Origin of the sequence: Corynebacterium jeddahense (assembly GCF_028609865.1) — a bacterium.
Taxonomy (GTDB): Bacteria; Actinomycetota; Actinomycetes; order Mycobacteriales; family Mycobacteriaceae; genus Corynebacterium; species Corynebacterium jeddahense.
Map to the genome: position 1 here is coordinate 240,834 of NZ_CP063194.1, position 12,595 is coordinate 253,428.

A 12,595-nucleotide genomic window follows, 5' to 3' on the forward strand; every position below is an offset into this window, starting at 1 on the left:
CATGAGCCGGCTCTACCCCTACCGGGTCAACACCGACCAGGGCCCGCTCACGATCCGGCTCACGGAGGAGACCGCAGCCACCCGCTACCCGGGCGCTGTGCGCGTCGCCACGGGTCTGCCGGAGACCAAGGAATCCCCCGACAAGGAGCGTCGGCCCCGCAAGCGCACCCCGTCGCAGTAACAGCCAAGGAGGGACCACACCATGAACACCACCCCGGACCATGGGCTGGCCCCCAACCCGTCAGCCGCCGTCCCGGTCACGCAAGCAGACATCGACCTTGCCGTCGAAACGCTGCGAGACCTGGCGGGCTGGCACATTTGGCCCGTGCGGCAGGAGACCATAACCGTCGACACCGCCGGAGACAACGTCATCTTCCTGCCCACACTGCGGCTCCTCCAAGTCCACGCACTCGCCCTCGACGGCACCCCGGTGGACCTGGACACCATCGAGTGGTCAGAATCCGGAATGATCCGCCTCAAACGGCGCAGCGGCAGGGGATTCCGCCGCGCCAAAGCGACCATCACCCACGGATTCGACACAACCCCCCTCGCGGGCGTGGCCATGCACATGGCCGCCCGCGCCACCCAACCCGGAACCAACATGACAGTCGGCGGAATCTCGGTCGGCGCGCCGGGCGCAATGACGCCGCAGTCCTCTGAATGGCGTCTGCTCGACCGCTACAAGCTAGGGCCGATGCCATGATGGCTTCGCTGATCTTCACCGAGCGGATCACCATCATCCGCGCCCGCATGGTCCCCGGCGAATACGGCGGCCTGGTCGAGGACTGGGAACAGGCAGAGGAAATCCCTTACCCGCACCCGGTATCAGTCCAGCCGGTGACCTCAACCGAAGACACTGACGGACGCTCGCACCTCGTGACCGACCACTGGCGGGTCTTCACCGAACCGCCGCACCTGATCGAGCAGCTCCAACCAACCGACCGCATCCGCGTCGACACCTGGGGAGAGGTCCTCTGGGCAGTCGCGCGCCCGCTGCACTGGCGGACAGCCATCCTGCCGCACTCCGAGTTCGACCTCGAAGTCATTCGCGGCGCCGGCCGAGAATCAAACAGGAGGCGTTAGTGGTCCGAATCGACATCGACAACGACGCGATCTTCATGCAAGTCATGGGATCCGACAGAGTCCAGGCCAAAGTCCAGGAAAAAGCGACCAGAATCGCAGCACTCACCCGCCGCGAACTCGCCCGCGCCAGCATCGACGCCGCAGTGAAGATCGAACCGCACCCGACATCCAGCGGACGCGCCGCGTTCAACGTCGTCGGAAGCGTCGCAAGACCCGAAGACGCCAGAAAAGCAGGCCGCATAGCGCGCCGGGCAGGAAGGAGTCTGCGGTGATTGACGAGCTTCAAGAGGTGGACATCCTCAAGATCGCGCTCGACGCGGTCCGCGACGTGCTGCCGGACGGTGTGTGGGTGGCTGACCGGCTCCCGGAGGCCGACAGGCTCACCGAGAGCTTGCCGGCGGTGGTAATTGATCTGCTGCCAGGAGAGGAAACCGTGCCATGGGGCGGCCGGGATAGCCCGTCGCTGCTCGATGCGGTGCCTCTCGACGTGGAGGTGTTCGCCCCGTCGCGGGCGGAGGCCACCAAAATCGGCGTGAAAGTGCGGCAAGCGCTTCACCAGCTGCCCTACATCGAGGGCACTGGCGTCAAACACGTCGATTGCCCGCGCCTCGCAACCCGCGAGGAGCTGAACCCGTATGTGAAAGTCCTCGGGGTTGTCGCCGACCTTGGCGTCGCACCCCACTAACCCGTTCCAGCCCTGCCGTCCGGTGGGGCTTTACCTACGTTCCTAGGAGGAATCATGGCTAAGCAGTCCACTCTGCAGGGCTTCAACGCCCGCGCCGCCCGCGTCGGCATGACCGGAGCTATCCGCCGAGCCGCACTCGGCACCCCGGTTATCCCGCTGGGCATCAAGTTCGACACCGAGACCCACACCAACAAGGGCTACACGTCCCCGGACGGCCTGGAAATCTCCTTCGACGAGGAGAAGCAGGAGTACATCCCGTGGCAGGAGGTCTCAGCAATCCGAACCGACATCACGAAGTCCGTGAAGTCGATCAAGTACACCCTCTGGGAGACCGACCTCAAGAACATCGCCGACCACCTCGGCGTGCGCGAGGACGACATCGTCTTCGACAACAACGGCACCGCGAGCTTCTACGAGGACGCACTGCCGGTGTTCCCGTACGAGCAGCAGGTGTTCGACGTAGTCGACGGCGATACGGCGATGCGCCTGACGGTGTTCAACGCCCAGCTCACCGCTCGTGGCGCGATGGTGTTCAAGAAGGACCAGATCTTCGGCCTGGAGCAGACCATCACCGCATTCCCCGCCGGCGCCGAGTACGAAGACGTCGACTCTGCGGCAGTGGGCCGGACGGCGCACTGGCAGTTCAACGACGCGTGGGCCAAGGGCAAGGACGCCACGTCCTCCACCACTGACGGCGTGCGCCCGCTAACCATCGCCACCGCAGCGACTCTCGGCTCCTCGAAGCCCGCCGTGTCCAAGAAGATCACCGCCAACGGCGGCACGTCGCCCTACACCTACGAGGTCTCCAACGGCGCCCTGCCGAAGGGTGTGACGCTCGACGACAAGTCCGGCGAGATCAAGGGCACCGCAACCGAGTCAGGCACGACCACGTTCACCGTCAAGGTGACTGACGCCGCGGGCCTGGTGGCCAGCCGCCAGTTCACTATGACCGTCACCGACCGCTAGTAGGGGTGGGGTGCGGGAAGCACCGGGCAGGCTCGCCCGCACCCCTGCCTACACGCCCGCACCAAAGAGCCTGCCCTCAAGCTTTTGAAAAGGAGCCAGCCCCCATGACTATCAACTTCAACGAGATCGTCGAACAGCGCAGCGAAGCCACCGGCATCGCCGGCGACCGCATCCCCTTCGAGTTCGGCAACAAGACCTTCTCCTTCCGCGACCCCCTCATGCTCACGGACGAGGAAAAGGACGAACTGGAACTCATTGACTACGACGCCGACATTGCCGCTTGGTACATGGGCGACGAAGAATACGACGAATTCCTCCTGACCGAGGTCGAAATCCCGGCAGAGGACGGAAAGACCATCAAGAAGACCGGCTCGTCCAGCTTCTTCTTCCTGGTGCTGCGCGAGCACATGCGCACCGCCCGCGCTTCGGATGCGGAGGGAAACCCTACGATGCGCAATCGCTCCTCGCGGCGTGCGGCGGCGCGGAAGCGGCGGAAGCAGCACTAGAGCAGGCCTACGGGTGGGATGTGCTCGCCGCGTACTGGCGCGGCGAGATCACCCTCCGCAAGCTCCGCGTGCTGATCGAGTACCTGCCGGACAACTCGCCCGCCCGCTGGCACACCACGGACGGGCAACCGTTCTCCACCGCTGACGCCATCGGGTGGCGCTCCCTCTGGGCACTCGCCGCCATCGCCCAGGGCATGGCCGGCAAAGACCAGAACATCTTCGACAAGATGCCGCAATTCCCGTGGAAGAAGCCCGACAACCCGAATGCCTACGGCTCCTTCGGCGACCACACGCCGGAGGAAGTCCTGAACTACCTCGATTCACTCTAAGGAGGACCAGCCATGTCGAACGCAGTATGGGTACCCGTCAACGCCGAGATGAAAGGGTTCATTGGGACCCTTGTCAAGGAGGCGTCCGGTGCCGCGCAGCAGGCGGGGGCGAAGGTCACCAGTGAGATGGGAAAGGCCGGCAAGGACGCCGGCCAGGCGCTTGCATCTGGCCTGTCTTCCCAGGCTGCGAAGATCGAGCAGGTCACGGCGAAGGTAGCGAACGCGCGCAAGGTGGAAGCCAAGGCGTCCGCCGACGTGACCGCTGCCGAGCAAGAGTTACAAGCAATCCGCTCGCGGTCTGACGCCTCCGCGTCGCAGATCGCCGCGGCGGAGCAGAAGCTGACCACCGCGAAGAACCAGCACCAGGACGCCACTCGCACACTGGCTCGCACCGAGGGTGACCTCGAGTCTGTGCGCGCCGGGGGTGAGGCGTCGTCGTCTGCGCTGGCCCGGTCGGAGGACAACCTCGCGAAGGCGAAGACGCAGGCGCAAACCGCCACCGATAAGCTGCACACTGCCGAGCTTCGTTTGGGTGAGGCGAAAGACCAGCAGCAGGCGAAGAATCAGGCTGTCGCTGACGCCGAGCTGAACCTGATCAACGTGCGTGACCGGTATGGTGCGAACACGAAGGAGACGGCGCGGGCTGAGAAGCAGCTCGAGACGGCGAAGAACGAGGCCGCGGCTGCAGATAAGCGAGTGGCGGCGGCGACGGGCAACGTCGCGAAGCGGCGCGCGGAGCTCGCGTCGGCGACTGACATGGTCGCCGCGAAGTCTCGTACCCACAAGGCCACCCAGCAAGACGTCGCGGCCGCAGAGCGGCGCGCGGGGGATGAAGCGGAGACGGCGCGCGGGAAGATCCGCGGGCTCGGCTCGGACATGGAAGGGGCGTCTCGCTCCGGTAGCGGGTTCATCTCCTCCCTCGGCGGGTTCGCGAAGAAGGCCGCGGTGGCCGGCGGCGCGTTCCTTGGCGTGTCCGGTGCGACGCAGGCGCTCTCCGGCGGCTTCGAACGCTTGAATAACCTGCAGCGCGCGGACATCATGTTCCGCAACGTGGGGTTGTCCGCAGAGCAGGCCGGGGCAACGATGGACGACCTCAACGACCTCGTCACCGGCACCAGCGTCTCCCTCGCGGACGCCGCGGGGACCGCGTCCATGCTGATGCAGGCCGGTGTCGAAGCTGGCAAGCCTCTCAACGACTCGATTAAGGCGCTGACGAACATCTCTGCCATCGCCGGCGGTTCTGCCGAGGACGTCGGTCTGGTGCTGATGCAGATTAAGGCTGCGGGTCGCCTGATGGGTGGCGACGCGATGCAGCTGCAGCAGCGAGGTGTGAACATCTATGGTTACCTCGCGGAGTCGCTCGGCATGAGCTTCGAGGAAGTCAAGAAGCTCGGCGAGGAAGGCAAGATCACCTACGAGCAGGTGGTCGACGCCATCAACGCGAAAACCGGCGACCTCGCCAAGGAAATGGGTGAGACCCTGCCCGCGAAAATGGGGAACTTCCGTACCGCCGTGTCGTCGGCGGCTGCGGAGTTTATCGGACCGTTCATCGACCCGGCTACCCGCGGGGTGGAACTGCTCACCCAGAAACTCAAGGACGCCCGGCCCGCCATCCAGGGGTTCGCCGAGGGCATCAAGAACGGGTTTACCTGGCTGGGTGACCATCCGGCTTTGCTGGCGGGCATGGCGACGGCGGTGTCGTCGCTGGCTGCTGGTGCGGCGGCGGTGAAGGCCGTCGGCATCGCCGGCGAGATCACAAAGACCATCAAGGCCGCCGAGACCGGAGCCGAACTACTCGGGAAGCTCAACCTTGGGTTCCTGGCATCGCCAATCGGCCTGTGGGTCGCTGGCCTGACGGCTGCGGCCACCGGCCTGTCGTTGTTCTTCACCAAGACCGAGACCGGCCAGAAAATCTGGCAAGGCTTCATGGACGGACTGCGCGCCGGGGGCGAATGGGTCACCGGCGCCCTCGTTCCCGCCTTCGTCGACCTCGGCACCGCCGTCGGCGACGCCTTCACCTGGATCGGGGAGAAGCTCGCCCCGGTACGCGAGGCCGTAGGGTCGGCGTTCGACTGGATTGACGGCAAGCTCACCGAGTTCGGCGTCGGCGTCGGCAAGTTCTACCAGACCTGGGTGCAACCCCAGGTGGAGTTCTTCCGCTCCATCTGGCAGCTAGGTGTGGCGAACATCCAGGTGTTCATGGGCATGCTGGGCCAGGTCGCCGGCTTCATCGGCGGCGTGTTCCAGCAAGTCGGATCCATCATCTCCGGGGTCACCTCGGCGCTCATCATGCCCGCATGGACCATGATCCAGGCGGGCGCGCAGGTGATGGCGACGATCGCATCTGGCGCGTTCGACCTCATCAAACTGGGCTTCCAGTTCGTCGGACAGATGATTCAGTCCGTCTGGGTCAACATCATCGAACCGGTGTGGGGCCTGTTCCGCGACGGTGCCGGCCTGCTGGCTGACATCCTGACCGGAAACTTCACCAACATCGGTAACAGGTTCGAGTCGATGGGTACTCACCTGCACGAAATCGTGATGGGCCCCATCAACGTCGCGCTGGACTACTTCCGTAACCTCGTGTCGCTTATCTCGGACGCGTGGGTGTCGTTCCAGACCACCGTGGCCAACGTGGTGGTCCAGGTGCAGGCCAAGATCTCCGAGATGGTCACGAACATCACGGAGATCCCCGGCAAAATCAAGGGCGTGTTCGCGGACGCCGGGTCGTGGCTCGTGTCCGCCGGCATGAACGTGATCTCCGGCCTGTGGTCGGGCATGCAGCGCATGTGGGACAACGTCACCGGCTGGCTGGCGAGCCTGCCGGGGCGCATCCGAAACTCCATCGGGTCCATCAGCTTCGGCTTCGGCCACGCGAACGGCTCGTACTCTCAGTACGTTGCCGGCGGTATCGCCGCGGCGGAGGCCTACGCGAACGGCGGCCACTTGCCGACGCGCGCGGTGATTGAGCGGCCGCACGGCAAGCGTGGCCTCGTCCAGTGGGCGGAAGACGAAACTGGCGGCGAAGCATTCATCCCGTTGGCCGTGGGGAAACGCGAGCGCTCTACCGCGATTCTGGATCAGGTGGCGGGCACGTTCGGCTACGCGCTCGTCGACGTGGCCACGGGTGCGCCGTACCGTTCTACGTATCGGGGTGATCTCGGGCCGCAGACGGTGGGCGTGTTCGCTAACGGTGGTATCACCGGCGACGACCTTGACCTGTTCTACAAGGGTGGCGCGGTCAATGGGCATAAAGCGTCGCGTCCGCTGCAGTCAGCGCCCTATGTGTTTGGCGGGTCGAATTGGGGCGATTGTTCAGGCACGGTCTCCGCCGGCGCTGGTCTCGCGGTTGGCCTTGATCCGTTCCCTCGCCTGTTTTTCACAGGCGACGAGGCGGCGTGGCTGTCCTCCCACGGGTTCCTCCGTGGCCGCGGCGGCGCCGGCGATTTCCGCATTGGGTTCAAGGACGGCGGTCCGGGCGGTGGGCACACTGCGGCCACGCTGCCGAACGGTGTGAACATCGAGATGGGCGGCTACCCGTCCGAGGGGCACTACAACACAGGCGCCGGGGCGTGGGATAGCTACTTCGACACGTTCTTCTACCTGCCGATGCAGGAGCAGAAGTGGGTGGACCCGGAAGTCACGGGGCTGAAGGACTTGTCGACGAGCGAGCGGCAGGTCGTCGTCACCGCCGTGGACACGATGGATACGACGAGCATGGGGTCGACCGCGGCGGCCCAGCAGCGCGAGCTCACCCCGTACGAGGCATTCGCCACCACGTTCGCCAAGGAGATGGGCAACCGCAGTGTGGCCCAGATCGGGTTCGACGCGGTGGCGGACTTCTTCGGTGTCGACCCGAAGCTGACGCGCAAGGTCTTGTTCACGCCGATGGACGAACTCCTCGGCGTGAAAGATCTTGACCAACACGCAGCGGTGGGTAACCCGTCGACGAACGTCGCCGGCCAGCATGCCGTACAGGTTCACGACGAAGCGGTCACGACCATGACCGGTGCGGAGCTCGCGCGCGACCCGCAAATGTCGCACGCGTCCACCCAGGATGTCATCGAGCAGCCGAAGGTGCCCGAGTGGGGGCCGGGGTTCTTCGCCCACGAGATCGCCCAGCAGGCGAAAACGATGGGCCTTGACCGGCTCGCCGCGAAGATCGGCATCGCGACCGCGCTCGTGGAGTCGGGTAACCCAATGCAGATGTACGCGAACCAGGCGGTGCCGGAGTCGCTGTCGTTCCGGCACGACGCACTCGGCTCGGACTACGACAGTGTCGGCCTGTTCCAACAGCGCAACAACGGCGCGTGGGGCACGGTGGCCGACCGGATGACACCGGCGTCGTCGGCGAAGATGTTCTTCGCCAAGCTACAAGGGTTCGACTACCACCAGATGGACCCGGGGGCGGCGGCGCAGAAGGTGCAGGTGTCGGCGTTCCCCGACCGGTACGGGCAGCAGATGGCCGAGGCGGAGCGACTGCTCTCCTCGACCGGTGTGTTCGACCGGGGTGGACTCGCACGAGGGATCGGATTCTTGCCGAAGGCGACGATCCAACCTGAGCGTGTTCTGTCCCCGCAGATGACCCCACTATTTGAGCGGTTCGTCGGTCTTCTGCCTGCCTTCATGGGCACGGTGGACACTGCTCGCGGTGAACTCCGTGAGTCCTATGCCGGCGGTGATGCCGGGTACGGTGCCCTCGCCGAGCTCTTCGGCGATGAGGTCGGCTACCGTCTCGCTGATGGGGCGTTCTGGACTGGCGGTCTCGTTGCCGAATTAGAAGAGGCGTTTGCTGGTGGAGACTTCGGCTATGCCTCCGCTGCCCACTTGCTGGGCGAGGAAACAGGTCGGGCGCTCGTTGATGAAGCCGCCTGGCTAGGCACTGCAGTCGACGAATTGAAGGCGGCGTGGCGCGGTGAAGACTTTGGTCTTGCCGCGACTGCGCGTTACCTCGGCGGCAACGAGTCCGCGGCCGCGCGTCTACTCGACGAATTGTCGTGGGCAGGTCTCACCGCCGAAGAGATGGAAGCGGCGCGCTACGGCGATGACTTCGGTCTCGCTGGCACGGCGCGCTATCTCGGTGGCAATGAACGAGCTGCCGGGGCAGCCCTTGACGCCGTGGGCGACACATTCCAGGCACTCGACGGCCTGGAAAACGTTGTCCAGCGCGCCGGTTCGACCGTGGTGATCAACATCGACGGCCAGGAGGTCATGCGCCGCCGCCTCGACGAGGCGGAGGAACAGATCGACCTGCACACGGAGGAGATTCTGGGGCTGAAGGCTCCGCGTAGGCCGCGCCCGATGGCCGTGACCCGAGGAGGTGCGATGTGACAACCCCACAGCTGACCCACTCGTGGGAGGGGGACTACAAGATCACCCTGTCCAGTGGCCAGCAGGTGCTCAACATTGCGACGCCGCACGGCCAGGAACGTGCCGACCAGCCCGTGATGCTGCTCCAAGGTGGCACGGACGGGTTCAGCGTGAAGCCCGACCTGACGCGCCGGGCGACCGTGAACAAGTACGGCGAGCGCGTCGTCGGCAAAAAGCTCCCGCCGTTCGGCGGCACCATGAAAGTGGTGGTCGGCAACCCCGCGCTGCGGGTGCCGCTGGCGCACATCGACCGGCAGTGGCGCCGCACCTGGTCCCCGTTCGTCGACACGGTGTGCACGGTGACGGCGACGGACGGCGGGAACGCCTGGGCCCGCTTCCGGCTCGTGTCCATGACCGACGTGCCGAACAACCTGCGCGGCCGGCCCTCCTATCCGTGCGACGTCTCGTGGTCGTGCCTCGATGGCGTCTGGTTCGGCAAGTCCCGCACCTACACCGGCTCGGCGGAAGTGCGCGACACCTCCGACTCGGGGCTGTCGCCCATCGTCTCGCTGGAGTGGGACACCAGCCAAGACCTGGCCGTGACGTTCCCCGACGGCCGGCGGGTGTCGTTCGCCCGGTCGTCGTACACCGGCAGTCTCCCGTCCGTGGTCCGGTTCAATATGGAGCCAGGGATGATGGGGCAGCCCACGGAGCCTGGCGGGGCAACGATGTACGAATTTTGGCCCGTGCTCGAGGGGAAGATGCGCGGCGTCGAGCTCACGCCGCGCGAGGCGTCGTATTGGAACCTGTCGGGCTGCACGCTGCGTGTCACGCCTCGCTACCTACACCCGTGGAGGTGATCACCCATGCCGACGCTACCGACTAGAGCGGAGCGCGAGCAGATTGTCCGCACCCGCGGCCAATGGGTCGGCGTGCTCGACCGCGACTTCCAGTTCGTCATGGAGGTCGAGGATTGGCAGTCCGCATCGTGGGGTGAGGTCTACCAGGACACCGCGAACATGCAGATGGTGTTGCCGGGCGAGATCGCGCCGGGCGTGCAGAACCCGCTCGTGCGGTGGCTTCTGCAGACCGGGTCGAGTGACCCCGACGGGGTGTTCCACGATGCGGTGACGATTGTGGTGGAGCGCCGCGGCTACAACGGCAACCTCCGCCGCTTCTACCGGATCCTCGACATCATCCCGGAGGGTGGCAGGGACTACCCGGAAACCGTCACTGTGACGGGGCTGGACGGTATCGAGTACCTCAAGCACTTGCCCTTGTGGGCGGACCCGTCGACCCGCTCCAAGGTCGTGCAGATGCAGTTCGAGGACAAGCAGCAAGGCTCCGCCGAATGGGTGTCCCGCAAGCTGGTTGGCCGCAACCTGATCGGCTACCAGCAACCGGGCATGTTCCACCAGCTTTTCGACGGCTCCGCCACGGGCCTCACCGCCCTGACGGACGGGTATGACAATCCGAAGCGGTGGCGGGCAATGGTGCCGGAGATGCACCGGATCATCTGCTCGCCGATCTCCTCCGGCCTGCCGTCCGAATGGAGCGTGGTGTGCGCCCGGTGGGATAACGCGTTCGACCTGCTGCGGCCGACATGGGAAGCCGCCGGCATCCTCCCCATCGTGTCGTTGTGGCTGCCGGGGGACTATCAGCCGTTCCCCGACCACACCACGTTGACGTTGCCGACGGTGGTGGTGGACTTCCGTCCCGTGTCCATGCTGTCCGGCGCGCGCACCTTAGCCGGGCAGGGCATCCGCTCCCTCACCCGCAAGATCGACGCCGGAGACCAGATCACATCGGCCACCGAGTTCTCGGACGCCGCGACCCCTACTAGGGCTGGGAAGAAGCCGTGGGTCGTGTTCGACTGCGACGAAGCGCCAAAGGTCACCTTGCGGAAGTCGACCGACTCCCGCTTCCTCGTCGGCGGGAAGTCCCCGAAAGTCGTCAACACGACGGTGAAAGCAGCGATCAAAGGCGCTGCGGCGTACATCATCTCGTTCATCCCCGGCATCGGCCCGCCCGTGGCAGAAGCGATCCGCACCGGCGGCGACATCCTCGCGGATCTCTCAGCCGACCATTTCCTGAACCTCAACGAGCATATCGACCGCGACCGACAACGCCGCCACGGCCGCTCCGGCTACCTCGCCATCGCCAAACAGGGCGAGGCGAACAGCATGGAGTCCATCCAGAAGGCCTGGCAGGCCAAGACCGAGACAAACGGTGGCCTGTCGGTCGAGTTCGCGATTGCCGATGCCTACCCGTACCTGCCGGGAAGGGACTTCCAGCTCGGCGACACCGTCGGCTTCGTCGCCTGGGGGGAAGTCTGGGCCGCATACGTCTCCTCAATCGAGTGGACGTCCGCGCCGGGCGAGCCGGTCGGGTTCACCGTCGGGGTGGGGGATGTGCGGCCGGTGCAGGACCCGGAGGCACTGTTCGCTTCGAACGTCGAGACAATCCGGGGCCGCCTATCTCGATTGACGTCAACTGTCGACTAAGGAGGAAATGATGAAGCTCTACCCGTTCGACGTGCCCGAGGGCGCGCACCCGCTTAGCTGGGTGTTCTATGGCTTCGGCCTAGACGCCACCACCATCAACCAGCTGTGCCGTCACCTATTTGACGACTTGGGGGCGCGCTTGGAGACCCCGGAGCCGCGAGAGGTGACGTTAGCGTGGGCGGTGGACTGGCCACTCGACGTCTCCGCTCGCGAGGTCGTCAGCGTTGGTGACGACCTAGACGAAGGCGTCGGGTTCGACACCGCCGTCACCCTCACCAGTGGTGCGCTGCCCCCCGGCATCAGGCTCGTGCCGCACACTGGCCGGCTTGTCGGCACGTTCAAACAGGCTGGCCTGTACCAGGCCACGTTCCGCCTCGGCCCGAAGCTCAAGTATGACCCGCTCGGCGGGCCAGGCGGACCGGGGGCTGCCGGCAAGTGGATACCCATCGACCAGCCACGCCAAACCCCGCCAACCGGCGCCGCTCCGGCCCGCCAACTCGAGGACATGGACCTCCAAGAGCTCGAGGACGTGATTGTGCGGGCGCAGGCCGCACAGCGCGCCAAAGCCATCCACCTGGCAGAGGGCGGTGCGCGTGGGGATTAAGCCGTTCGGCGACAACGACTCTGTCACGGACACTCGCCAGGAGCTCGCCGAAGATCTCGTGGCCACGGTTGAGCAGGTCGGCGCCCAAGCAGGCCAGGTGCAGGCCGAGATTTACGCGACTGCGCAATCGGCGAATACGAGTGCGGGGGAGCTCGCAGCTCGGGTGAAAAAATTGGAGGAGCGACCCGTTGTGCCGGATGATGTGGCGACCACACGCTACGTTGACCAGGCAGTAGCGAACATTCAGCGACTAACCCCTATTGTGCTCACCGGGTCGCGCACATCGAACGGGTGGGTGCAATTCAAAGCACCGCCAGGCACACGCTCCACATCGACGGCAGCGTACCCACCTGCGGGCAAATACCTCGTACTGGTCGAGGCCACAGGCGTAGCAGCAACCTCAAATCTGCGCATAGCAAAAAACGGGGAGCCAACCGACTACCTCGTAGGCACGCAAGGGCGAACGTTCGCCACCGCCACGATCACCTCCGAGCACTGGCTTCAATTCTGGGTCACTCTCGACAACACCACCCCCGCGTCCGTGACCATCACCCTCCTCCCGCTGTAGCGCCTAACGACACACGAACTTTCAGCCCACCGGCACGCGT

13 protein-coding genes are annotated in these 12,595 nt (G+C 65.4%); all 13 read left to right on the forward strand.

Features of this window, described 5'->3' with window-relative positions:
• Window position 1 precedes the first annotated feature (1 nt).
• The 13 genes from CJEDD_RS01120 (at window position 2) to CJEDD_RS01180 (ending at window position 12,555) form a co-directional block, all read left to right on the forward strand.
• A complete protein-coding gene (locus CJEDD_RS01120; protein ID WP_042405702.1) occupies window positions 2-181 on the forward strand; it encodes a hypothetical protein in 180 nt (59 codons plus the stop codon).
• Between the two features lie 21 nt (window positions 182-202).
• Entirely contained in the window at window positions 203-703 is a 501-nt protein-coding gene (locus CJEDD_RS01125; protein WP_052333726.1) for a hypothetical protein, read from the forward strand.
• Window positions 700-1,083 (forward strand): hypothetical protein, encoded by a 384-nt coding sequence (locus CJEDD_RS01130; RefSeq protein WP_232297671.1) that lies wholly within the window; start codon window positions 700-702, stop codon window positions 1,081-1,083. The genes CJEDD_RS01125 and CJEDD_RS01130 overlap by 4 nt, the downstream gene beginning before the upstream one ends.
• Window positions 1,083-1,355 carry a hypothetical protein gene (locus tag CJEDD_RS01135; RefSeq protein WP_042405700.1) on the forward strand — a complete coding sequence of 91 codons (273 nt, stop codon included), beginning with the start codon at window positions 1,083-1,085 and terminating at the stop codon, window positions 1,353-1,355. The genes CJEDD_RS01130 and CJEDD_RS01135 overlap by 1 nt, the downstream gene beginning before the upstream one ends.
• A complete protein-coding gene (locus CJEDD_RS01140; RefSeq protein WP_232297670.1) occupies window positions 1,352-1,768 on the forward strand; it encodes a hypothetical protein in 417 nt (138 codons plus the stop codon). Before CJEDD_RS01135 ends, CJEDD_RS01140 begins: the two co-directional genes overlap by 4 nt.
• Window positions 1,769-1,822: 54 nt before the next feature.
• Entirely contained in the window at window positions 1,823-2,734 is a 912-nt protein-coding gene (locus tag CJEDD_RS01145; protein ID WP_042405698.1) for an Ig domain-containing protein, read from the forward strand.
• A gap of 104 nt (window positions 2,735-2,838) precedes the next feature.
• Window positions 2,839-3,240, forward strand: coding sequence for a hypothetical protein (locus tag CJEDD_RS01150; protein WP_042405696.1), 402 nt, complete (start codon window positions 2,839-2,841; stop codon window positions 3,238-3,240).
• Between the two features lie 20 nt (window positions 3,241-3,260).
• On the forward strand, window positions 3,261-3,569 hold the full coding sequence (locus CJEDD_RS01155; RefSeq protein WP_042405695.1) for a hypothetical protein: 309 nt from the start codon (window positions 3,261-3,263) through the stop codon (window positions 3,567-3,569).
• A 12-nt stretch (window positions 3,570-3,581) separates the two neighbouring features.
• A complete protein-coding gene (locus CJEDD_RS01160; RefSeq protein ID WP_042405693.1) occupies window positions 3,582-8,900 on the forward strand; it encodes a tape measure protein in 5,319 nt (1,772 codons plus the stop codon).
• Complete coding sequence (locus CJEDD_RS01165) at window positions 8,897-9,739, forward strand: hypothetical protein (protein ID WP_042405691.1); 843 nt, start codon at window positions 8,897-8,899, stop codon at window positions 9,737-9,739. Before CJEDD_RS01160 ends, CJEDD_RS01165 begins: the two co-directional genes overlap by 4 nt.
• A 6-nt stretch (window positions 9,740-9,745) precedes the next feature.
• Window positions 9,746-11,383: a Gp37-like protein gene (locus CJEDD_RS01170; RefSeq protein WP_042405689.1), complete on the forward strand. Its 1,638-nt coding sequence runs from the start codon at window positions 9,746-9,748 to the stop codon at window positions 11,381-11,383.
• Between the two features lie 7 nt (window positions 11,384-11,390).
• Window positions 11,391-11,987 carry a hypothetical protein gene (locus tag CJEDD_RS01175; RefSeq protein WP_052333725.1) on the forward strand — a complete coding sequence of 199 codons (597 nt, stop codon included), beginning with the start codon at window positions 11,391-11,393 and terminating at the stop codon, window positions 11,985-11,987.
• Window positions 11,977-12,555 (forward strand): hypothetical protein, encoded by a 579-nt coding sequence (locus CJEDD_RS01180; protein ID WP_157034410.1) that lies wholly within the window; start codon window positions 11,977-11,979, stop codon window positions 12,553-12,555. The genes CJEDD_RS01175 and CJEDD_RS01180 overlap by 11 nt, the downstream gene beginning before the upstream one ends.
• The last annotated feature ends 40 nt before the right edge of the window (window positions 12,556-12,595 follow it).

Excerpts from the sequence above, each read along its gene's own strand:
- CJEDD_RS01130 (WP_232297671.1), top strand. The coding sequence starts at position 700 with ATGATGGCTTCGCTGATCTTCACCGAGCGGATCACCATCATCCGCGCC.
- CJEDD_RS01150 (WP_042405696.1), top strand. The coding sequence starts at position 2,839 with ATGACTATCAACTTCAACGAGATCGTCGAACAGCGCAGCGAAGCCACC.
- CJEDD_RS01125 (WP_052333726.1), top strand. The coding sequence starts at position 203 with ATGAACACCACCCCGGACCATGGGCTGGCCCCCAACCCGTCAGCCGCC.
- CJEDD_RS01120 (WP_042405702.1), top strand. The coding sequence starts at position 2 with ATGAGCCGGCTCTACCCCTACCGGGTCAACACCGACCAGGGCCCGCTC.
- CJEDD_RS01175 (WP_052333725.1), top strand. The coding sequence starts at position 11,391 with ATGATGAAGCTCTACCCGTTCGACGTGCCCGAGGGCGCGCACCCGCTT.
- CJEDD_RS01145 (WP_042405698.1), top strand. The coding sequence starts at position 1,823 with ATGGCTAAGCAGTCCACTCTGCAGGGCTTCAACGCCCGCGCCGCCCGC.
- CJEDD_RS01170 (WP_042405689.1), top strand. The coding sequence starts at position 9,746 with ATGCCGACGCTACCGACTAGAGCGGAGCGCGAGCAGATTGTCCGCACC.
- CJEDD_RS01160 (WP_042405693.1), top strand. The coding sequence starts at position 3,582 with ATGTCGAACGCAGTATGGGTACCCGTCAACGCCGAGATGAAAGGGTTC.